General features: G+C 60.7%; 20 protein-coding genes. 5 read left to right on the top strand and 15 right to left on the bottom strand.

What is annotated here, in order from left to right; translation table 11 throughout:
• Positions 1–5: 5 nt before the first annotated feature.
• Together argS and NFS22_RS02335 are read right to left on the bottom strand one after the other, a co-directional pair.
• Positions 6–1,754 carry an arginine--tRNA ligase gene (argS, locus tag NFS22_RS02340; protein ID WP_251316164.1) on the bottom strand — a complete coding sequence of 583 codons (1,749 nt, stop codon included), beginning with the start codon at positions 1,752–1,754 and terminating at the stop codon, positions 6–8.
• A 54-nt stretch (positions 1,755–1,808) separates the two neighbouring features.
• Positions 1,809–2,258: a YwiB family protein gene (locus NFS22_RS02335; protein ID WP_251316163.1), complete on the bottom strand. Its 450-nt coding sequence runs from the start codon at positions 2,256–2,258 to the stop codon at positions 1,809–1,811.
• A 195-nt stretch (positions 2,259–2,453) separates the two neighbouring features.
• Between NFS22_RS02335 and NFS22_RS02330 the strand changes: the two genes are divergently transcribed.
• Complete coding sequence (locus NFS22_RS02330) at positions 2,454–2,903, top strand: hypothetical protein (RefSeq protein ID WP_251316162.1); 450 nt, start codon at positions 2,454–2,456, stop codon at positions 2,901–2,903.
• 190 nt (positions 2,904–3,093) lie between these two features.
• Here NFS22_RS02330 and NFS22_RS02325 read toward each other — a convergent pair whose 3' ends face one another.
• The 11 genes from NFS22_RS02325 to NFS22_RS02275 all read right to left on the bottom strand — a co-directional run bounded on the left by NFS22_RS02325 (position 3,094) and on the right by NFS22_RS02275 (position 14,433).
• Entirely contained in the window at positions 3,094–3,936 is an 843-nt protein-coding gene (locus NFS22_RS02325; protein ID WP_251316161.1) for a metal ABC transporter permease, read from the bottom strand.
• The gene (locus tag NFS22_RS02320; protein ID WP_251316160.1) at positions 3,933–4,736 is read right to left on the bottom strand and encodes a metal ABC transporter ATP-binding protein; all 804 of its coding nucleotides are present in this window, start codon (positions 4,734–4,736) and stop codon (positions 3,933–3,935) included. The genes NFS22_RS02325 and NFS22_RS02320 overlap by 4 nt, the downstream gene beginning before the upstream one ends.
• The gene (locus tag NFS22_RS02315; RefSeq protein WP_251316159.1) at positions 4,733–5,719 is read right to left on the bottom strand and encodes a metal ABC transporter substrate-binding protein; all 987 of its coding nucleotides are present in this window, start codon (positions 5,717–5,719) and stop codon (positions 4,733–4,735) included. Before NFS22_RS02315 ends, NFS22_RS02320 begins: the two co-directional genes overlap by 4 nt.
• The gene (gene csaB, locus NFS22_RS02310) at positions 5,716–7,923 is read right to left on the bottom strand and encodes a polysaccharide pyruvyl transferase CsaB (RefSeq protein WP_251316158.1); all 2,208 of its coding nucleotides are present in this window, start codon (positions 7,921–7,923) and stop codon (positions 5,716–5,718) included. Before csaB ends, NFS22_RS02315 begins: the two co-directional genes overlap by 4 nt.
• Positions 7,924–7,980: 57 nt before the next feature.
• On the bottom strand, positions 7,981–8,484 hold the full coding sequence (locus NFS22_RS02305) for a DUF4330 domain-containing protein (RefSeq protein ID WP_251316157.1): 504 nt from the start codon (positions 8,482–8,484) through the stop codon (positions 7,981–7,983).
• Entirely contained in the window at positions 8,481–8,984 is a 504-nt protein-coding gene (locus NFS22_RS02300; RefSeq protein ID WP_251316156.1) for a DUF4330 family protein, read from the bottom strand. Before NFS22_RS02300 ends, NFS22_RS02305 begins: the two co-directional genes overlap by 4 nt.
• Positions 8,984–10,096, bottom strand: a complete 1,113-nt coding sequence (locus NFS22_RS02295; RefSeq protein WP_251316424.1) for a glycosyltransferase family 4 protein — start codon at positions 10,094–10,096, stop codon at positions 8,984–8,986. The genes NFS22_RS02300 and NFS22_RS02295 overlap by 1 nt, the downstream gene beginning before the upstream one ends.
• A gap of 5 nt (positions 10,097–10,101) precedes the next feature.
• A complete protein-coding gene (locus NFS22_RS02290; RefSeq protein ID WP_251316155.1) occupies positions 10,102–11,550 on the bottom strand; it encodes an O-antigen ligase family protein in 1,449 nt (482 codons plus the stop codon).
• A gap of 73 nt (positions 11,551–11,623) precedes the next feature.
• Complete coding sequence (gene murJ, locus NFS22_RS02285) at positions 11,624–13,186, bottom strand: murein biosynthesis integral membrane protein MurJ (protein ID WP_251316154.1); 1,563 nt, start codon at positions 13,184–13,186, stop codon at positions 11,624–11,626.
• Between the two features lie 138 nt (positions 13,187–13,324).
• Positions 13,325–13,627 (bottom strand): PadR family transcriptional regulator, encoded by a 303-nt coding sequence (locus NFS22_RS02280; RefSeq protein ID WP_251316153.1) that lies wholly within the window; start codon positions 13,625–13,627, stop codon positions 13,325–13,327.
• Positions 13,621–14,433 carry a DUF1700 domain-containing protein gene (locus NFS22_RS02275; protein ID WP_251316152.1) on the bottom strand — a complete coding sequence of 271 codons (813 nt, stop codon included), beginning with the start codon at positions 14,431–14,433 and terminating at the stop codon, positions 13,621–13,623. Before NFS22_RS02275 ends, NFS22_RS02280 begins: the two co-directional genes overlap by 7 nt.
• A gap of 83 nt (positions 14,434–14,516) precedes the next feature.
• On the opposite strand from NFS22_RS02275, the gene NFS22_RS02270 reads away from it, so the two are divergent.
• Complete coding sequence (locus NFS22_RS02270; RefSeq protein WP_277614737.1) at positions 14,517–15,941, top strand: aldehyde dehydrogenase; 1,425 nt, start codon at positions 14,517–14,519, stop codon at positions 15,939–15,941.
• Between the two features lie 41 nt (positions 15,942–15,982).
• On the opposite strand, the gene NFS22_RS02265 is transcribed toward NFS22_RS02270, so the two are convergent.
• Complete coding sequence (locus NFS22_RS02265; RefSeq protein WP_251316150.1) at positions 15,983–16,258, bottom strand: late competence development ComFB family protein; 276 nt, start codon at positions 16,256–16,258, stop codon at positions 15,983–15,985.
• 371 nt (positions 16,259–16,629) lie between these two features.
• Here NFS22_RS02265 and NFS22_RS02260 point away from each other — a divergent pair, with 371 nt between their 5' ends.
• Genes NFS22_RS02260 through NFS22_RS02250 form a run of 3 tightly spaced genes read left to right on the top strand, consistent with a single transcriptional unit; the run spans position 16,630 to position 19,432 of the window.
• Positions 16,630–18,108, top strand: coding sequence for a DUF1538 domain-containing protein (locus NFS22_RS02260; protein WP_420908830.1), 1,479 nt, complete (start codon positions 16,630–16,632; stop codon positions 18,106–18,108).
• Between the two features lie 14 nt (positions 18,109–18,122).
• Positions 18,123–18,788 (top strand): hypothetical protein, encoded by a 666-nt coding sequence (locus NFS22_RS02255; RefSeq protein ID WP_251316148.1) that lies wholly within the window; start codon positions 18,123–18,125, stop codon positions 18,786–18,788.
• Between the two features lie 47 nt (positions 18,789–18,835).
• On the top strand, positions 18,836–19,432 hold the full coding sequence (locus tag NFS22_RS02250) for a GNAT family N-acetyltransferase (protein ID WP_251316147.1): 597 nt from the start codon (positions 18,836–18,838) through the stop codon (positions 19,430–19,432).
• Here the strand turns inward: NFS22_RS02250 and NFS22_RS02245 are convergent.
• A partial coding sequence (locus tag NFS22_RS02245) for a DUF7668 domain-containing protein (protein ID WP_251316146.1) occupies positions 19,397–19,864 on the bottom strand: 468 nt, incomplete at its 5' end. The genes NFS22_RS02250 and NFS22_RS02245 overlap by 36 nt on opposite strands.

Below are 19,864 nucleotides of genomic sequence, written 5' to 3'. Positions count from 1 at the left end.
AGGTTTTACATCTTCTCCGGCGCGGACACCCCCAGCAGGCCCAGGCCGTTGGCCAGGACGGCCCGTACTGTGTCGGCCAGCTTGAGGCGGGCGGCCTGGAGGCAGGGGTCATCAACCATGCACCGGCAGGCGTTATAAAAGCGGTGAAAATCTCCGGCCAGAGCGGTGAGATAGCGGTTGATGCGGCTGGGATCATAGTCCCGGGCGGCCAGATGGAGCTCCTCCGGGTACTGGGCCAGGGACTTAATCAGGGCCAGTTCCTCGGGCTGAGTGAGGACGCAGGCCTCCACCTGTTGGGCGGCGCATACTGCGGCCCCGCTCTCTTGCATGCGGGCAATCAGCGAGCAGATGCGGGCGTGGGCGTACTGGACGTAGTACACCGGGTTCTCGCTGTCCTGGCGGACGGCCAGGTCCAGGTCGAAGTCCAGAGGACTGGAGGGGGTCCGATTGTTGAAGTAGTACCGGGCAGCGTCCACGCTGATCTCGTCCAGCAGGTCGTGGAGGGCAATGGCCTTGCCCGTCCGCTTGGACATACGCACCGGCTTGCCGTCCTGAAGCAGGTTGACCAGCTGCATCAGCACAATCACCAGCCGGTGGGAGCCGTCCAGGCCCAGACCGTCCAGAGCGGCCTGGAGGCGGGCCACATGGCCGTGGTGGTCGGCCCCCCAGATGTTGATGACCAGGTCAAACTTGCGCTCCTCCAGCTTGTTGCGGTGGTAGGCGATGTCGGCGGCAAAGTAGGTGTAAAAGCCATTGGCCCGGCGTAGCACGTCGTCCTTCAGGTCCAGCTTATCCACCTGCTCCTGGGTTTTGCCCTCAGCCAGGTACTTTTTCTTCAGCAATTCGGTGGTGTTCAGCCACAGAGCGCCGTCCTTCTCGTAGGTCCAGCCCTTTTCTGTCAGCAGCCCCACCGTGTCGGCCACAAACCCCCGGTCGTGGAGCCAGGACTCCATGTACCACTGGTCGTACTCGATGCCGTACTTTTTCAGGTCCTCTTTCATCTTGGGGATGTTCCGCTCCAGGCCGAACTGGGCCATAGTGAACAGCGCGTCGTCCTTCGGCTCATTTTTATAGTCGGGCCCCACTTCCTCATAGAAAGCCTGGGCCAGTTCTTTAATGTCCCCCCCCTGGTAGCCGTCCTCGGGGAAGGGAATCGCGTCCTCTCCCAGCACAATCTGCATATACCGGGCGTAAATGGATCGGGCGAACTTGTTGATCTGGTTGCCTGCATCGTTGACGTAGAACTCCCGCCACACGTTCCATCCGGTCCGGGTCAGGACGTTGGCCAGGGTGTCCCCCAGCACGCCCCCTCGGGCGTTGCCCATGTGCATAGGGCCGGTGGGGTTGGCGGAGACAAACTCCACCATCACCTTCCGCCCTGCGCCCTCATTGCCGGAGCCGTAGTCCGCCCCCTCCCGCTCAATGGTGCCCAGCACCTCCCCGTACCACCGGGGACCCAGGGTGAAGTTGAGAAAGCCGGGGCCGGCAATCTCCACCTTGCTGAAATAGCTGCCCTCCAGCTCCAGATTGTCCACAATGGTCTGGGCAATCTGCCGGGGGGCCATGCGTATTGCCTTGGCCCCCGCCATGGCAAAGTTGGAGGCGTAGTCCCCGTGGGCGGTATCCTTGGGAATCTCAATGGTGGTGTTCACCTGGACGCCGGCGGGCAGAGCGTCAGCGGCGGCGGCTTTCTCATAGGCCGCCTTGGTCAGCGCGGCCACCTGGTCCTTGGCGGCCTGGATCATATTTGTCATCTTTTGCACCTCATTCTTTATGTGTGCGGGGGCGGACAATACGCGCCCCTGCCGTTACTGCTTCAAGCTCCCTGTGCCCCTCTCCGCCTCCTTCACGTTGATGCGGAAGATGTTGCGGCCGGTCAGGGCGTGGTCTACCTCCACGGAGTAGTCAACCTCAATGTCGCCCCCCTGGTCGTTCAGCTCGGCCAGCAGATGGCGGGTATTCACCCCAATGGTCATTGCGCCATATGGTGTATTGTACATGGACAAATGCCGGCGCCCCTCCTGGAACACCAGCTGGGAGTTGAACTCGCCTACCCGCATCAGGGTAACCTGTTCCCCGTCCACCTGGATGGTGGTCAGGGTGCCCTCCAGACCGGTGAGCTCACTCTCCTGATAGGACAGGGTATAGCTGCTGCCGTCCCGAACCAGCCGGCCCTCGGTGACCAGCTCAATGATATCGGGGGGCGTGCCCTCGTATGTCTGCATTCCCTTGATGGAGATGACCACTTCCTTTTCCATAGGGGGACCTCCAATACTCAGTCAGATTGGGGCCGGGGGAAAACCCCAAAGCCCCGGGTCAGTCTGAGGTATTATACACACTTTGGCCCTCTATGTAAAGCGGCTATTTTATTGTATGTCATTTTGCCTGAAAAAACAAGTAAAATTGCCTTGTTTCTCCATTTGACAAATACAAAATGGAGGCTATAATGCTATATGAACGACTTTATTTTTGGAGAGGTGGAGTCCGTGATGAATTTGGAACTGAACAAAAAGCAATTTCGCCGTCTGCTGGACCTGGTGTACATTGGAAATTGGATCTTGAACTCCACCCGGGGCGACCAGCGCTTTGCCGATTACGACCAGGTGGAAAGTCTGCTGTTCAGCCGGGCCGCCCTGGAGGGCATGCCCCAGCTGGCTGAGCTGTATCAGGGCGAGGTGATCCCCTCCCGGGCCTTTGTGGAGGGGGGCATCCACGAGGCCATTGTGGAGTATGAAAACAATGTGTTTTTCGACATCCTGGCTGAAGACCTGGCCCGCCGGGACATGGACGACGCCCCTATTGACGAGAGCAACTACGCCGAGCTCACCAGCCGTATCGACGCCTATATTGCCGAGTTTGAGGAGCACGGAACGGACAACATTCTAGTGGATATTGAGGACTAAAGAAAAGGCCGCTGTAGATTTTTTGCTCTACCGCGGCCTTTTTAAAGTTGAAACCGCCACCTTTCCCGGTGACGGTTTCATAGCCTGTGACAGGCGGGCGGCCACAGGCCGCCCCTGCTGATGATTGCTATAAACTGGACCCAACCGCTTTTTGCTGTTCTTATGCTCTCAGCATAGCGCCATCTTGCTTTTACTTTTTCCACACCAAGAAGGTCAACGCAAACCACACAGCCAGATACAGGGTGATGGCTGCGCCGGCGGAGCCGCCGGCGTAGTAGGAGGTCATCAGTCCGGCGACCCCAGCCAGGATGGCTCCCAGCAGGGAGAACAGGTGGTACTGCCACATATTCCTGGCCACGTTCCGGGCGGCGGCGCCGGGCAGGACCAGCAGGGAGTTGATGACCAGCAATCCCACCCAGGTCATGGACAGGGTAACCACTACGGCGATAGCCATGGAGAACACCGTCTCCTGCCAGAACACCCGCACCCCCCGGCTGTCGGCCAGAGCGGGGTGGACGGCGGAGAGCATCAGCTGGTTGAAGGAGGCCAGCCACAGCCCCACCACCAGCAGCAAAATCAAGGCCAGCAGCCCCACCTTGGCCGGCTCCACAGACAGGATATCCCCCACCAGCAGGGCATTAAACCGGGTAAAGGACCGCCCGTTCAATGTGGACAGGAAGATGCCCAGGGCCACGGCGGTGGAGGAAAACACACCGATCACCGTGTCGCTGGCCAGGGCGGAGCGGCGCTTGACCAGGTTGAACAGCAAAGCAAAGAAAATCGCGAAAACCACCGCCGCCCAGGTGGGCTCGTGAAAGCCGCACAGTGCCCCAATGGCCATTCCGGTAAAGGCGGAGTGGCCCAGGGCGTCGGAGAAGAAGGACATGCGGCTGTGGACCACCATGGTGGACAAAATACCAAACAGGGGGGTGATAACCAGCACCGCCAGCAGGGCATTTTTCATGAAGAACATAGACCCCGGCTGGGCCCACTCAAAGGGCAGCAGGTCCACCAGAGCGTACCAGATATTCATTCCGCTCCCCCCTTTCCCATCCGCAGGTGGAAGGTCTCATAAAATTCCGGAGAGGACAGCACCTCGTCCGGGGGACCGGACTTGAGCACCCGGCGGTTGAGGAGAATGACCTTGTCGGCAAACTGCCCCAGGGTGGCAAAGTCGTGGGTGGACAGAAAGATGGACAGGTCGTACTGGGTGCGCAGCTCATCCAGCATGTCCAGCAGCTGGTGCTCCCCCTCGATATCCACCCCGGACAGCGGCTCGTCCAGAATGAGGATGTGGGGCACCGGCTCCAGGGCCAGGGCCAGCAGCACCCGCTGGAGCTGGCCCCCGGACAGCCCTCCCATAGGTCGGTCCAGCAGGTCCTCCCCGTGGACCCGGGCCAGGCAGGCGGCGGCTCGATCCCGGTACTTTCGGGGTACAGGCAGCCACACCGGCCATCTGGCGGTGGCGGCAGTGAAGAAGTCCAGCACCGACACCGGGTCCCCCCGGTCAAAGCTGGGGGCCTGGGGGACATAGCCCACCAGGGGCCGGGTCCCGCCGGTAAGCCCCCCGTCGGCCAGCCGGATGGCCGGCCCGCCGGCCGGAGAGAAGGTAATTTTCCCTCTGTAGCCCGTCTGGCCCAGAATGCTGCGGAACAATGTGGACTTGCCCGCCCCGTTGGGGCCGATCAGGGCCACAATTTCCCCGCAGTGGAGGTGGAAGGACACGTCCTCCAGAATGGAGTCCCCCTGGAGCTGGACGTTCAGAGCCTCCAGCTTGAGGCAGCAGCTGTCCTCACATCCGGCGGACAGCTTTCCGTGTTTGATTTTTCTCATCCCTTGGGCACCACACTTTCTCCGGCAAACCCGTTAATCATGGTCACCGCGTTTTGATACAACGCGAAATAGTGATTCAGCAGGCCGGTATCCAGGTCGTCGGACTCCATAGGGCCGTCCATCACCATAGACAGCTGAGCAATCTGGCACCCGGTCTCCCGGGAGATAGCCTTTGCTGTGGCGTCAGAGCCGTTGACCTCGGTGAAAATCACCGGGATATTGTATTCCTTCACCAGCTGAGTGATCTCCACAATCTCACGGGCGCTGGCCTCACTGCCCGCCTCCTCCTCAATGGCGGCCAGCAAGGGCACATCACAGGCCCGGGCAAAATACTGAAAGCCATCGTGGAAGGTAATCAAACCGGGAAACTCCCCCATCCGAGGCCGGAATTCCATCATCAGATTTTGGATTGAAGTCTCACAGGAGAGCAAAACCCCGTCGGCGTGCCAAAAATTACCCACATATTCCTCCAGGTGGTCTGAGTCCTGCGCGGCAATGCCGTCCAACAGGTTGCGCGCCATGATCCTGCCGTTGGCCGGGTCCATCCAGTAGTGGGGATCCCAGTGGCCGTGGTCGTGGCCGTCGTGGTCCTCCTCCCCGTCCTCGTGGTGGTGGGACAGGTTCTCCAGCAGCTCGATCCCCTCGGAGCAGTCAATGACCACCGCGTCGGAGGCGGCCAGGGCGTCCTCCAAAAACTCCTCCAGCCCCGCGCCGTTGATGGCGATCATGTCGGCCCGTTCCAGCTTCTTCATGTCCGCCATAGACAGGGTGTAGTCGTGCAGGCAGCTGGTGCTCCCCGTGTCCAGCCGCTCCACCGCCACCCCCTCCACCCCCTGGGTGATGGAGGAGGCGAACAAATAGATGGGATAGGTGGTGCAGACCACGGTGAGGCGGGCCTCCTCCGCCGCCGGGGCGCAGGAGGGAAGGGCCAGAGCTATGGTCAGCATACAGATCAAAGTCAATTTTTTCATTTGTTGTTTCATCTTTTTGAGCTCTCCAACAGCTCCAGCAGCAGCCGCTCGTTCTCCCCGGCGGCCCGGGTGAGCTGGGCGGACTTCTCCCGCAGGCGGGCCAGCACGGCGTTGTAATGTTCCATCAGGGCGTCCGCCCGGCGGACGGCCTCCAGGCCGTCAAAGGCCTCCACATCCCCTGCGGCGGGCAGGTCCAGCTCCTCCAGGTAGCTGGCCACCTTGGGATCGTAGACCAAGCCCATAGCGGGCACCGCCATCCGGGCGGCAAAAATCAGGGTGTGCAGCCGCATGGCCAGGCACAGCTGGGCCTGGCCCAGCACCCCCATCAGCTCTCTCGGGGTGGTGGGGACATCCAGCACATAGGAGGGCTCCTCCATCAGCGCCCGCACCTGGGCAGTGGCCTGCCGGTCCCGCTCAGGCTGCATCAGCAAGAACAGCACCTCCAGCTTGTGCTTCCGGCGCAGATGACAGCACAGCCCGGCCAGCTGGGCGAAAAAGTCCCCTGTGTTGGGCCAGTCCCGGACAGACACCGCCACAAAGGGCCGCCCCTGGGGCAGACCTGTCCCGGCCAGCAGCGCCCGGGAGCGCTCCTCCCCGGCGGGCTCCAGGTGGAACACCGGGTCGGCGGTGACCTGGGCGGGACGGGTGATGCCCATCTGGACCAGCTCCTGGGCGGAGGCGTGGTCCCGCAGAGTGACCAGGGCGGCCCGCTCCACCACATGCCTCACCCGGCGGCGGTTGGCCGGCTTGCGCACCGGGCCAATGCCGTTGGCGTAGAGCATCACCGGCTTGTGGAGCCACTGGGCGCAGCGGATTACCGACAAATAGTACAGCAGCGACCGGGTGGAGGTGGTGTCCTGAAGCAGGCTCCCCCCTCCGGACAGCAGCACGTCCCCCTCTCTCAGGGCGGAAAAGACTCGCAGCACCCGAAACCGGGGGATGGCATCCAGACCATACTGTTTTTTCGTCAGCTCCGGGTCGTTGGACAGCACAGTCACCGACACGTCGTCACTGGCGGCCCGGACCGCCTGCTGGATGGAGTCCAAAATGGCGTCGTCCCCGGCATTGCCAAAGCCGTAGTAGCCGCTCATCACCACCCGGTACTTTTTCCGCCGCACCTTGGCGTAGGCAGACAGGCAGTCCTCCGCCATGCGGCTGACGGAGTACCGCTCCTGGACCACCTGGCGGCCGTAGGCCCCCAACTCCCTTTTTTGCTCCGGAGGCAGGGCCAGAGCGGCGGTAATCTCCTCAAAAAGCTGGTCCTCGTTGGAAACAGGGTCGGTACGGCAGCAAAAATTGGTGTCCACCGCCTTGTCCAGCAGCGACTGGGTAAACAGCCCGGTGTGTCCCTGGGCTCCGGACAGCACCGCCGGTTTTTCCGCGGCCATGGCCTCCAGCGCCGCCCGGGACACCCCCACAAACAGATCGCAGGCGGCCACCAGGCGGTTGACGTCAGTGCGGGGCCCGGTGAGAGTAAGGCACTCCCGGCCCAGCGCCCTGTTGACCTCCCTGGCCTGGGCAGACAGCTCCTCATAGACGCCGCCGCCGCCGGTAATAAGCACCCGTATCCCCGGAATCCGTTCCGACAGCCGTGGGGCCAGGGCAATGAGCTGCCGGGCAGTGTGGGAGGCGGCCTGGTCCAGGCGGCTGACATGGCCCACCACCGGGGCATCCCCCAGCCCCAGCTCCTGACGGACCGCCTCTCCGGACACCGACGGTGAGAACTTCTCTGTGTCAATCCCGTTGATGGTGAGGGTAATCTGTTCTGGAGGAATGCCGTACTGCTCCATCAGATAGTCCCGGATATCCTCCGACACGGCCAGGGTGTGCTCCCCCCAGTTGGACAGCAGCTTCAGCGCCCCGCTCACCTGATACACCCCGTGGCAGGAGGTGACAAAGGCGAATTTCATCCGTTTTTTCAGCAGTCCGCACAAAAAGGCGGGGATACGGGCGTGGGCGTGGACCACGTCGGGCCGCTCTTCGGTGATGACCCTCCGCAGGACTCCCCGGGCCCGGTTCATGGCCGTTACGCTGCGCTGGTTGAGGGGGGCCGCGTAGTGGCGGATGCCCGCCGCCTCTACCTCCGGCACATAGACGCCGCCGTTGGAGACAATCAGCACGTCGTGGCCCCGGTGCTTCAGCTCCTTGGCCAGCTCCACAATGTGGGTCTCCGCCCCGCCGATGTCCAGGCCCATGGTAGCCATCATGATCTTCATGGTGTTCCCTCCCAATCGCACATAGGGGCGCACGGTGTGCGCCCCTATGGCATATCCTCAGTCAATCGCAATCACCATTCCGGTAAAGTCCGCCCGCTGGGTGCAGTAGTTCCGGGAGGAGTTGATCCCCAGATCATAGACCCGGTTGATGGAGTAGCTCTTGCCGGTAATCAGCCCCGACCCCTTTACGGTGATAATCAGATCCACGGTGTCCTCCGCCTCCAGCAGGCCGGCGGTGCCGTCGGTAAGCCTGTCGGCCAGCTTGGTGCCGGGGTCCCGCTCCACCTGTATGTCGGTAATCTCGCCCAAAGCCCGGCCGCCGCTGGAGTAGCTCTGGTCATAAAGGCCATCCCCCACCACAATGGCGTCGGCCACAAAGTTGTCCACCCCCCGGGCCCGCACCTGGAAGGTGATGGTCTGTTCCGTAACCGCCGTACCGGTGTGGGTCTGGATGTTTTTAAAGTACAGGGCGGCCGCCATAACCAGCACCACCAGAATCACCAGCACGTCAATCACGCTGATTTTGCCAAAAAGACGTCCGTTCCGGTCTATCATCTTCATCCCTGCACCTCCTCAACTGCCACAATGGGGCCGCTGCCCATATAGCCCTCGCCCCGGAAGTAGCCCAGGCTGCCCGCCCGGACCTCATAGCCGCCGCCCACAGTGATGGCAGCGTCGCTGACCACGCAGGGGGCCTCTATGGTAACCAGCACGTCCTCCATGCCCTCCATCTCCGCCCAGACCCAGCGGCGGCTCTCCTGGTCGGTCACCTGCATCCTGGAGGGCACCGCCTGAACGGACACCACCTGGCCGATCTCATAGTTTTTGATGTTGTCGGCAATCTGGTCTCCAGGCTGGATTATGCCGCTGGTGCCCGGAATCCACCGCTGGAAGCGGACAGTATACCGGACTGTGGAGGTGGCGGCGGGGCCGGCCTGAGCGGGGACAGCCGGTTTCATGGTCCGCCAAAGCAGAAAGGCTGCCGCTCCCAGGGCCAGTATCAGGACTATGCCGTCAAAGAGGTTCAGTTTCAGGCGGAATTTTGGTGTGTTTTGTTCCATTATTTGGCTCCTTTCAGGATATCCAGGTAGATATTCTCTGTATTTCGGGCGAAAACCTCGCCGGTAAAGCGCTCCTCATAACATGTTCGGGCGTTGGCGCCCATCCTGGCCCGCTCCTCGGGCCTGTCCATCAGCCGCTCCATGGCCTCCGCCAGGGCGGCGGCGTTCCGGCTGGGGAAGATCAGGCCGGTGCTTCCGTCCTCAATGACGTAGGGGTTGCCGCCGTAGCCGCTGGCAATGGTGGGAAGCCCCAGGCTCATTCCCTCCAGCAGAGCCATGGAGGTGGCCTCGGTGCCGTAGGAGCAGTTGAGCTGCACGTCCAGAATATTCAGCAGCCTGGGCACGTCGGAGCGGAAGCCCAGCAGTCTCATCCGGTCCGCCGCCCCGGCGTCCTGAACCGCCTGGGCCAGCGTCCCCTGGAAGGGCCCCGTTCCGGCCACAAGGACGGTGAAATCCTCCCGTCCCCGCTCCTTGAGCATGCGGACGGCCTCCACCAGATGCAGATGGCCCTTGTAGTCCTCCAGCCGGGCCAGGATGCCGAAGACGGTGTCCCCCGCCGGGATGGACAGCTCCCTTCTCAGGGCCGCCCGCTCCTCCGGGGAGGTCTGGGGCACAGGGGCCGCGCCGTTCATCACCACGGTGATCTTTCGGGGGGAAATGCCCCCTTCAGTCAGATTATCCCGTGTGGCGGGGCTGACGGCTATGATCCGGTCAGCGTAGTGCTCGTTGACAAATTTGTTCACCCACCGCCCGGGGGGACAGCGCAGTTTGGCCGGGACGGGAAAGGCGGAGTGGCGGCTGTACACCGCCGGTATCTTGCACCTTTTGGCGGCAATCCGGCCGGACAGACAGCCGTGGGTGTGGACAATGTCCGGTTTCAGCTCCTTCATCACGTTCCGGAGCTGCTTCACGTCCTCCCTGTGGTAGGAGCGGTCGGCCATGCCGTCCACCTCCACAAGCTGCGCCCCCGCCTCCTCCAGGGCGGGCCTGAGCAGGCTGTTCCTGGGCAGGGCCACCCAGGTCTCAAATCGGTCCCGGTTGGAATACCGCAGGTAGTTGAGGATCACCCGGCCCGCGCCGCCGATATTGGTGTCGCTGATGACATTCAGCACTCGTATCAAGCCAGCAGCCTCCCCTCGGGCAGACGGCGCCGCCGGGTACACAGGGCGCCCAGGGCCAGATAGGTCCAGAACAAAAAGAGCACCCGGTAGTTGTAAAAGGAGTAGTCCGTCATGGCCTGGACCATGAAGCCGAATACCCCGGAGGTAAAGGCAATCTGGTGGACCCGGCTGGACCAGTCGTGCTCACGGCTGATGGCGGCGCACATCATGCGGAAGTAGACAAACAGCAAAATCACAAAGACCGCCAGGGCCGCAATGCCCGCGTCGCACACAATCTGCAAAAACAGGTTGTGGGAATGGGGGGCGGCAATGCCGTTAAAGCTGTAGGCGGGGTAGACCATGTTAAAGGCGTCCGCCCCGGGGCCGATACCGCACAGCCAGTAGTTTTTCAGCATGGCCAGGGTGCCCATCCAGATATACACCCGGTAGGAGGTGGACGCGTCGGACAGGTTGCCAATGCTGGCAAAGCGGTTAATGACGGTGTCGGGCAAAACAAACCACAGCGCCGCCAGAACCACCGGAATCAGCAGGATAAACCGGGGGTTGAGCAAAATCACAAAGGCCGCCCCGGCAAAGAGCAGGCCCAGCCAGGCCCCCCGGGACATAGTGAGCAGCATGCACACGCACATCAAAGCGCAACAGATAAAGTAGAACACCCGGCCGAACCAGTCCTTGGCTGACAGCAGCTTGGCCCCGCCAATGGGGATGGTCAAAATCAGATACTGCCCCAACATATTGGGGTTGTCCAGGGTGGAGGGCACCCGAAAGCTGATGTCGGAGAACATGTCGCTGTCCACCCAGGCGGCGGACTGGTAGCCCCAGCCAAAGATATACTGCAAAATGCCATAAGCGGACACCGCCGCCGCCGCAATCACCATAAAGGTGAGCAGGGTGTCCAGCTGATTGCGGTTGGTGACAGCGTTGTACAGCACCACCGCGAACAGGATAAAGGCCACGCTGAGCAGTCCTGGCTTTAAGCTGGAGCTCAGGTTGACAGAGAACAGGGTCCCCGCCATATAGACGGCGGCGTAGAGAATTACATAGCGGTTGATGGGGGACCAAGCCAGCATGCGCATCTTATCCCGCACCAGCCCCAGCAGCAGGGAGCAGTAGCCCACCGCTGCCATACCCAGCACCGCCATAGTGGGGAACAAAGGGGCAAAGACCACCGGCATCATGCACCAGAACCAGGTTCTGGTAAACACACTGCCCGCAAAGAGCCTGTCCAGCCCCAGTATCCGGTACAGCCGGCACAGCCCGTTCCGAACCCAGGCCCACAGCCTGTAGAATACACTGCTCTCCGACGCGCCCCGGTTCCACCCCCGGGGGTGGAGGAACCACTGGACCACGCCGCTGGCCTGCCACTGCTCCCCGCACCACAGGCACAGGGCCATCAGCACCCGCCACAGCCAGCTGCCATTCAGGATTTCTTTTGCTCGTTCCATAGCGTAACCTCGTTTCGGGATAAATAGCGGTCCAGGACCGCACGGTGAAATTCCCTCTCTGAGAGAGCACTCTTTACTGGGATTTTCTCCGCACCAGCGATACCACCAGCTTGGCCTCATCCACCCTCAGCAGGAGGGCCAGGAGGAAGTACAGCGCCGCGCCCAGTCCGGCGCACAGCCCCAGGCAGAGCAGCTCCCCCAATTTCCCGCCGGGGAGCAGAGCGGGCAGTACCCCCAGCACACTCCACACGCACGCCCCCATCACGGCAGCGGCCAGGAGCATTTTTACCATGTCCAGCAGGGCGGAGCCCTCCAGAATCTTCTCCCCGCCCCGCTGCAGGGGCAGAAGGAGGAGCAGGGCGTACACCGTGGCGGACACCGCCGAGGACAGGGCCAGTCCGGCCACCAGAAACCGCCCGGTCATAAGCTGGCACAACACCGCGTTCACCAAAATGGACACCCCGCCCGCCACCAGGGGCACCCGTCCCTGCTGTCTGGCGAAATAGGCCCGGCTGAGAATGTTCTGCACGGCGTAGCCCGCCATGCCCAGGGCCATCCAGCTCAGGGCGGTGGAGGTAATTCCGGCGGAAAAGGCGTCAAACTCCCCCCCGCCGTAGATCAGGGAAATGAGGGGCCGGGCCACTGCCATCAGCCCCGCCGACATGGGCAGCACCAAAAACAGGCAGATACGCAGGGTCTGACGGATGGTTTCCTGAAACTCCCCCTCTTTTCCCCCGGCGGTGAGCCGGGACAGCTTTGGGAAAATCACGTTGGTAACCGACAGGATGAAGGTGCCCGCGATCACCAGATACAAGTTGGAGGCGTACTCCAGGGCGGACATCCCCGCGCCGCCGTAGAGCCGGGAGCCGAACCGGCCGTTGATAGCCTGGTTGATGGGCTGTACCCAGGTAGACACCATCACCGGGCCCATGAGGGCCAAAACCTTTTTCATCCCCTCAGACCGGAAGTCCAGACCGGGCCGGTAACCAAAGCCCAGCCGGGCCAGGGGCGGAACCTGGATGACCCCCTGGAGCAGCCAGCCCAGCAGATAGGCTCCCGCCAGGCCGAAAATACCCAGCCGGGCATCCAGCGTAAAGAAGTAGAGGATGATTACCAGATTGGACACCGCCGACATAAGGGCGGGGGCGGTAAAATGGTCCTGGGCCTGGAGCACTCCCACCAGGGAGAAGGCAATTCCGGAGAAGAGCACCGTCGGGAACATCACCCTTGTGAGCGAGACGGCCAGCGCGGTGGTCTGGGGGTCAGAGTAGTCGGCGAAGAGGGCCACCAGGGGCTGGGGGAAGGCCATCCCCACCAGGGTGAGAGCCCCGGTGAGCAGGGCGATGATGGTGATAAAGCTTCCCGCAAAGCGGAAGGCCTCTTTTTTTCCCTTTTTCTCCAGGTACTCGCTGAACACCGGGATAAAGCAGGCGGCAATGGCGGAGGCAAACACCGCGTCGAAAAACACCCGGGGAATCCGGCTGGCGGTAAAAAAGGCGTTGGCGGCGGGGCCGGTGCTGTAGTGGACGGCCAGCAGCCGGTCCCGGTACAGACCCAGCACCTTGCCGATCAGCGTGACCACCATAACAAAGCTGACCGTTTTGGCCGCGCTGTTTTTCTCCTCCAGAACGCCCACCTCCTCTAAAAGACAGAATCGGTATATTTTACATCATACGGGACTTTTTTGCAACCAGAGAATCCTTAATGTTTTGTGAACAACTTCCTTCCCCCTGGAGCACTTCTCTGCGGTTCTCTCCGGGAAAGGGAGGCTTTTTTACTCCACGCCAAAGGAGGCGATGGCGTCCCGCATGTGGCGCCAGTCCTCCTGGAGGGCGGCCAGACGCGCCTGGCCGGCGGAGGTGAGCTGGTAGTATTTCCGGTCCGGTCCGCCGCCGCCGGGGGCCATATACCAGGTGGTGAGCTTTGCTTTGCCCAGCCCCCGGAGCAGGGCGTAGATGGCGCTCTCCTGGGTATCCGGAAAGGCAGCCCGGAGGGGGGTGAGCACCTCATAGCCGTACTTGTCGCCCCCTGCCAGCAGTTGGAGCAGACACAGCTCCAGCAGGTCCTTCTTCAGCACAGTGCCACCCCCGTTCCGATCAGGCCCGCCGTGCCCATAAGGGAAAGCTGGATAAACAGATAGGTCCGAAATTCATGCGCATCAGGCATGGAGAGGTCCATGCGTTTCATGTTGAAAGTCACAAATCCGATCATTGCCGCCACCGTAAGCCCCAGGATATACAGGGCCAGCCAGCGGCGGTCCTGGCACCTGGCCAGCACCAGCCCAACCAAAGCGGCCAAGGCGGAAAACACCCCTATATACATCATCGCCGTGATTAACAAAATCACATCCTGCCTGTGCCGCGAGGTGTGACTTGTCAGCTGCTCATAAATGGGAATTCCTGTGACATTCCAAATTTCATACAGAACTCCGCACCCCATAATCAGCACAACAGCCAGAGCCAGGATCAGCCATTTGGAAACGATGCCGCTCTTCTGCCCGTGCCGCCGAAACCAGTACAGGGACAGAAGCAGTCCCGCTGCCATGACCCACACGGGATACCACACATTGGAGTATGAGAAAAAACCGGTGGTGACTGTCATCCCCGTCCAGGCCCACTTGGCCAACAGGAACAACCCGAAGGCCAGGACGGCGAACACCGCCAGCCAGCGGCGGTAGGTTTTCACGTCGGTGAGCAGGTGGGCGGCCTGGACGGGTGCGCCCAGCTCCTCCACCAGCTTGCTCTCGTCCCGCTCCGGCTGGAAGATCAGCTCCCGGTAGTCGGCAATGGTGTCCTCCGACTCCTGGGGCGGCAGACGCCACCGCACCGCCCGGCTGAATTGTTTCAAATACTGTTCACGGGTCAGGGACTTGGGATGCTTCATACATCATTCCTCCGTTCGCTAATGTTAAAAATATAGTACTGTTAAAAATATAATACTCAGCTGTACGAACTTTGTCAAGAGAAATTTTTGACGGTGGGGAATTTTTATGGTATGCTGAAAAAAAGGAGGGACGCTCCATGGATATCCAAGCGCTGGTCACAGCTCAGAGGGCCTATTTCAAGACCGGGGCCACCCTGCCCCTGTCCGCCCGCCGGGGAGCCTTACAGAGGCTGAGAGCGGCCATGAAAGCCCATGAGACGGACATTACCGCCGCCCTCAAAGCCGACCTGAACAAGTCCCCCGCCGAGAGCTACATGTGCGAGGTGGGGCTCACCCTGTCAGAGCTGACCTTCGTGGAACGGCGGCTGGCCCGCTGGATGAAGGACCGGCCCCACCTCACCCCCCTGGCCCAATTCCCCGCCCGGAGCTTCACCGTCTCGGAGCCCTATGGGGTGGTGCTCATCATGTCCCCCTGGAACTACCCCTTCCTGCTCACCATGGAGCCGCTGATCGGGGCCATCGCCGCCGGGAACTGTTGCGTGGTCAAGCCGTCGGCCTACTCCCCTGCCTCTTCCGCAGTCATCCGGGAGATTGTGGCAGAGTGCTTCCCGCCGGAGTATGCCGCCGTAGTAGAGGGCGGCCGGGAGGAAAACCAGGCCCTTCTGGATCAGAAATTCGACTACATCTTCTTCACCGGCGGGGCGGCGGTGGGCCGGGAGGTGATGGCGAAGGCGGCGGTCCACCTCACCCCCGTCACTCTGGAACTGGGCGGGAAAAGCCCCTGCGTTGTGGACCGGACCGCCCGGCTGGAGCTGGCGGCCAAGCGGCTGGTTTTCGGCAAGCTGCTCAACTGCGGCCAGACCTGCGTGGCCCCGGACTACCTGCTGATTGACCGCCGGGTGAAAGACCGCTTTCTGGCCTATGTGAAGCGGTGGGTCACCGTCCTGTACGCCAAAAATCCCTTGGACAATGAGGGCTATGTCCGCATGGTCAACCAAAAGCACTTCCGCCGGGTCATGGGCCTTATTGACCCCGACAAGGTGGTCTTTGGCGGCAAGGGGGACCCGGACACGCTGAAAATCCAGCCCACCATTTTAGACCGCGTCTCCCCGGACGATCCCGTCATGCTGGAAGAAATCTTCGGCCCGGTGCTCCCGGTGCTCACCTTTGACCGGGTGGAGGAGGCGCTGAACTTTGTCAACGACCGGCCCCGCCCACTGGCCCTGTACCTGTTCTCTCAGGACAAAAGCACCCAGCAGCTGTTCCTGCGCCAGGCCTGTTTCGGTGGGGGCTGTATCAACGACACCATGATCCATCTGGCCACCAGCCGCATGGGCTTTGGCGGCGTGGGGGACAGCGGCATGGGCAGCTATCACGGCAAGGCCAGCTTTGACACCTTCTCCCACCGGAAAAGCATTGTAAAAAAATCCACCCTCATTGACCTGCCCATCCGGTACACCCCCTATACCCCGGCGAAGGAGGCCCTGCTGCGGCTGTTTCTGCGGTAAAAAAATCCGCCCCGCTCATACAAGCGGGGCGAACACATATGTTACTCCCGTCCGTGCCGGGGGGCCTTGGCGACCATAACTGCCGCCTCACTGATGGCCGCCACCACGTCAGCCCTGGACTGCAGCTCGTAGCTTTGCAGCTTCACCATCAGCCGGCCCTGCCGGGTGGCCACATAGTGGGGCGTCAGGTGGTTCAGCGTGTAGGCCACCACGTCTGATTTGCAGGCGTCGCAGGTACAGCCGCCCCCCGCCGCCATAACCGAGTCCAAATTTTGCAGGACAATGTCCTCCATCAGGTTTCTATATTCCATAGCCATTTCCTGTATCCTCCTTTTGCTTGTGCCCAAGCTTCTCCCCCTATTATATTTCTTTCTCAGCCAAATTACAATCCTTAATTTTCAACTATAGCAATCATCAGAGTTGCTACCATTTGTAGGGCGGGACGACCCGGTCCGCCGCTGGTTGGCAGCTTTTGCGAACGATTCGCCGTGGTCGCCCCACCCTACAGCTCCTAAAATGGTTTCTGTGTTCAACAGGCGGCATATGTTAAAAAAATCCGGGGGGCATAAAGATTTTGTAAAAGCCCTATGAAGTCCCCGCCGCCTCCGGTATAATGGTATTACCTGCCTGAAAGGAGTGGAGGCCCTTGCGTCTCAATAAAAAGCTGGTGGAGAAGATCCAGGAATCTATGGCCTCTGTCCTCCCCATCACCGCCATTGTCTTTCTGCTGTCTATCACCATTGCCCCTCTGGACCCGGGCACCCTGGTCCTGTTTCTCTTTGGCGCCATTCTGCTTGTGGGCGGCATGGGCCTGTTTACCCTGGGAGTGGACATGTCCATGATCCCCATGGGGGAGGGCGTGGGCGTTACCATCAGTAAAAACAAGCATCTGATCGTTCCCATTGTGGTCTATTTTCTGCTGGGCGTTCTCACCACCATGGCGGAGCCAGACCTCCAGGTGCTCTCCAAGCAGGTGCCCGCCATCAACAGCACGGTGCTGATTGTCACGGTGGCAGTGGGAGTGGGCCTCTTTCTTGTGGGGGCCACCCTGCGCATCCGGTTTGGCGTTCCCCTGCGGCGTCTGCTGCTGGTGCTGTATTTCGCCGTTTTCGTCCTGGCCTTCCTGGCCCCCGGCAACTTTATCCCTGTCTCCTTCGACTCCGGAGGGGTTACCACCGGCCCCATTACAGTTCCCTTCATCATGTCTCTGGGTCTGGGCATCGCCTCCACCCGCAGCGACAAGAACTCCTCCAGCGATAGTTTTGGCCTGATCTCCCTGTGCTCGATTGGCCCCATCCTGTGCGTGCTGCTGCTGGGGATCATCTACAAGCCCACTGAGGCGGCCTCCCATCTCAGCGTTATCCCCACCATCTCCACCACCGCCCAGGCCGCCCGGTACTTTGTGGAGTCCTTCCCCACCTATCTGAACGAGGTGGCCATGGCTCTGCTTCCGGTTGCCGGACTGTTTCTCATCTTTCAGGCCATTACCCGCCACTTCCGGCGCAGCCAGCTGATGCGTATCGCGGCCGGCCTGCTGTATACATATCTGGGGCTGGTATTCTTTTTATGCGGGGTCAATGTGGGCTTTATGCCCGCCGGCCAGCTTATTGGAGCCACCATTGCTATGGACGCGCGTAAATGGCTGCTGGTGCCTATCGGCATGCTGATTGGCTATTACATTGTCAAAGCGGAGCCTGCGGTATCCGTTCTCACCAAACAGGTGGAGGAGGTCTCCAACGGCTCCATCTCCCAGCGGGCTATGGGTTTGGCTATGTCCATTGGCGTGTGCGTCTCAGTTGGTCTGGCCATGGTGAGGGTGCTCACTGGACTGAATATCTTCTGGCTGCTGGTGCCCGGTTATGCCATCTCCCTGGGGCTTACATTTCTGGTGCCTGACATCTTCACCGGTATCGCCTTCGACTCCGGCGGCGTTGCCAGCGGCCCCATGACCGCAACCTTCCTGCTCCCCTTTGCTCAGGGCGCCTGCCACGCCCTGGGAGGCAACATGATGACCGACGCCTTTGGTATTGTGGCCATGGTGGCCATGACGCCTCTGGTGACCATCCAGGTGATGGGTCTGTCCAGTGTCATCCACCACAAGCTGGCCCGCCGCCGCCTGCGCTCCCGTATGGAGCGGGTGGAGGACACGGTCCTCTATTTCGACTGAGAGGAGAGGTAATAATGGAATCAATGAAGCTGATCCTCTCCATTGTGGAGCGGGGCCAGGGCGCCGCTATGCTAAAGCTGTACCGTAAGCGATATGTGCCCATTCACATCCAATGCGCCGGAAAGGGTACCGCAACCTCAGAAATTATGGACATCCTGGGCCTGGGTTCCAGCGAAAAGGACGTGCTGATCAGCTTTGCCGCCGCCTCTGCGGCCAACAAGCTGTTCCACGACCTGGACAATGAGCTCCGCGGACATACCGGGGGCGCCGGGATTGTGGTCTCGGTCCCCATATCGGGCCTGAACAGTCTGGTGGCCAATCTGGCCGCCTATCACGCCGAAAGCTTAAAGGAAAAAGAGGGGGAGAACATGGAACGAACTGAAAACAGCCTGATTTTGGTGGTGTGCGCCCGGGGCTGCACTGACGACGTCATGTCCACTGCCAAGGCCCACGGAGCCCGGGGCGGCACGGTCATCCGCGGCCGTCTGTCCGGCCGCAAGGAGCTGGAACAGGCCTATGAGGTGGAGCTGACCGAAGAACGGGATATTGTAGCTATTGTAGTTCCCACCGACCTGCGTGCCCCCATTATGGAGGCCATCAACACCGAACACGGCCTGCGCAGTGAGGCCCAGGCAGCGCTGTGCTCCCTGCCCATTGAACAAATCGTCAGATTGGGATAAAATAATGGACGGCCTCGGCCGTCCACTTTCTTTATGAGGTGATTTTTATGGAGCAATTACAAATTGTCGATGCCTGTAGGGAACAGCATTTTCGGGACATGTCCCTCCTACACGCCCTGGGCTGGCGGGCCGCCTACCGGGACAGCATCCCCGCCGATTACATGGCCCGGGAGATCACTGACGAGCGCTGGGTCCCGGTTTTCCGTCAAAACTACGGGGAGGGCCGCTATCACGGCCTTCTGCTGTATAACGGGGAGCAGCCCCTGTGCTGTGCCACCTACGGCCCCGCTCGGGTGGATCAGTCCGCCGGGGACACCATCTGCGATTTCAGCTCCCCCGACCTGGCCGCCTGGGGGGAGCTGGTCTCCCTCTACGCCCATCCGGACTGCTGGGGACAGGGGTACGGCTCTGTTGTGATGGAGGAAGTCCTCCGCCGTCTGAGTGCGGCGGGGTATCCCGGCTGTTTCCTCTACGTCCTCCGGGAGAATGACCGCGCCCGGCGGTTCTATGAGAAGCACGGCTTTACCTGGGACGGCCACAGCCTGGTGGTAACACTTACACCGGATACGATACTCACTGATTTGCGGTATTGCAAGACGTTTTCGCCATTACATCACACGGATATCATCAATAATAAAGGCTAACTGACTCTGATTTTTCCTAATATCAAGCTGCAACGTCAAATCGCTCTGACCAGAAGGATACCAGAGATCAATATCGACATACCAGCCGGAGCCATCCCGGTATTCGCCAATATAAGGTGCCTGCTCAAAATAATCATCCGGCGGCATAACCGGCATCATATCTGGGTTATACTCCGATAAAACACGCTGGATATCTTGGGCTGCTACCCTGGTAAGTGCGTTTTTCTCTTTCAATACTCCATAATTCCCGTTGACAATACACTCTATAGCCAGTTTACAAATAGAAATTACTTCATCCATACCATCATCCCGCTTATTGAAGTAGAAAAACAGGACAGCCAACTGACTGTCCTGTTTTGTGTAGGCACTACCTATCTTCCCGGTCCGTCTCCAGACAAGTATTTTCGGCAGAAACGAGCTTAACTTCCGTGT

Source organism: Flintibacter muris (assembly GCF_943192995.1).
GTDB lineage: Bacteria > Bacillota > Clostridia > Oscillospirales > Oscillospiraceae > Lawsonibacter > Lawsonibacter muris.
This window is presented reverse-complemented; position numbering and strand designations above follow the sequence as displayed.

What these genes read in the sequence shown, in the direction of transcription:
- csaB (WP_251316158.1), bottom strand. Translation starts at nt 7,923, where the DNA reads ATGAAGATCATGATGGCTACCATGGGCCTGGACATCGGCGGGGCGGAG.
- NFS22_RS02330 (WP_251316162.1), top strand. Translation starts at nt 2,454, where the DNA reads ATGAACGACTTTATTTTTGGAGAGGTGGAGTCCGTGATGAATTTGGAA.
- NFS22_RS02250 (WP_251316147.1), top strand. Translation starts at nt 18,836, where the DNA reads ATGGAGCAATTACAAATTGTCGATGCCTGTAGGGAACAGCATTTTCGG.
- NFS22_RS02305 (WP_251316157.1), bottom strand. Translation starts at nt 8,484, where the DNA reads ATGAAGATGATAGACCGGAACGGACGTCTTTTTGGCAAAATCAGCGTG.
- NFS22_RS02335 (WP_251316163.1), bottom strand. Translation starts at nt 2,258, where the DNA reads ATGGAAAAGGAAGTGGTCATCTCCATCAAGGGAATGCAGACATACGAG.
- NFS22_RS02260 (WP_420908830.1), top strand. Translation starts at nt 16,630, where the DNA reads ATGGCCTCTGTCCTCCCCATCACCGCCATTGTCTTTCTGCTGTCTATC.
- NFS22_RS02325 (WP_251316161.1), bottom strand. Translation starts at nt 3,936, where the DNA reads ATGAATATCTGGTACGCTCTGGTGGACCTGCTGCCCTTTGAGTGGGCC.
- NFS22_RS02290 (WP_251316155.1), bottom strand. Translation starts at nt 11,550, where the DNA reads ATGGAACGAGCAAAAGAAATCCTGAATGGCAGCTGGCTGTGGCGGGTG.
- NFS22_RS02320 (WP_251316160.1), bottom strand. Translation starts at nt 4,736, where the DNA reads ATGAGAAAAATCAAACACGGAAAGCTGTCCGCCGGATGTGAGGACAGC.
- NFS22_RS02275 (WP_251316152.1), bottom strand. Translation starts at nt 14,433, where the DNA reads ATGAAGCATCCCAAGTCCCTGACCCGTGAACAGTATTTGAAACAATTC.
- NFS22_RS02265 (WP_251316150.1), bottom strand. Translation starts at nt 16,258, where the DNA reads ATGGCTATGGAATATAGAAACCTGATGGAGGACATTGTCCTGCAAAAT.
- NFS22_RS02300 (WP_251316156.1), bottom strand. Translation starts at nt 8,984, where the DNA reads ATGGAACAAAACACACCAAAATTCCGCCTGAAACTGAACCTCTTTGAC.
- NFS22_RS02315 (WP_251316159.1), bottom strand. Translation starts at nt 5,719, where the DNA reads ATGAAACAACAAATGAAAAAATTGACTTTGATCTGTATGCTGACCATA.
- NFS22_RS02255 (WP_251316148.1), top strand. Translation starts at nt 18,123, where the DNA reads ATGGAATCAATGAAGCTGATCCTCTCCATTGTGGAGCGGGGCCAGGGC.
- argS (WP_251316164.1), bottom strand. Translation starts at nt 1,754, where the DNA reads ATGACAAATATGATCCAGGCCGCCAAGGACCAGGTGGCCGCGCTGACC.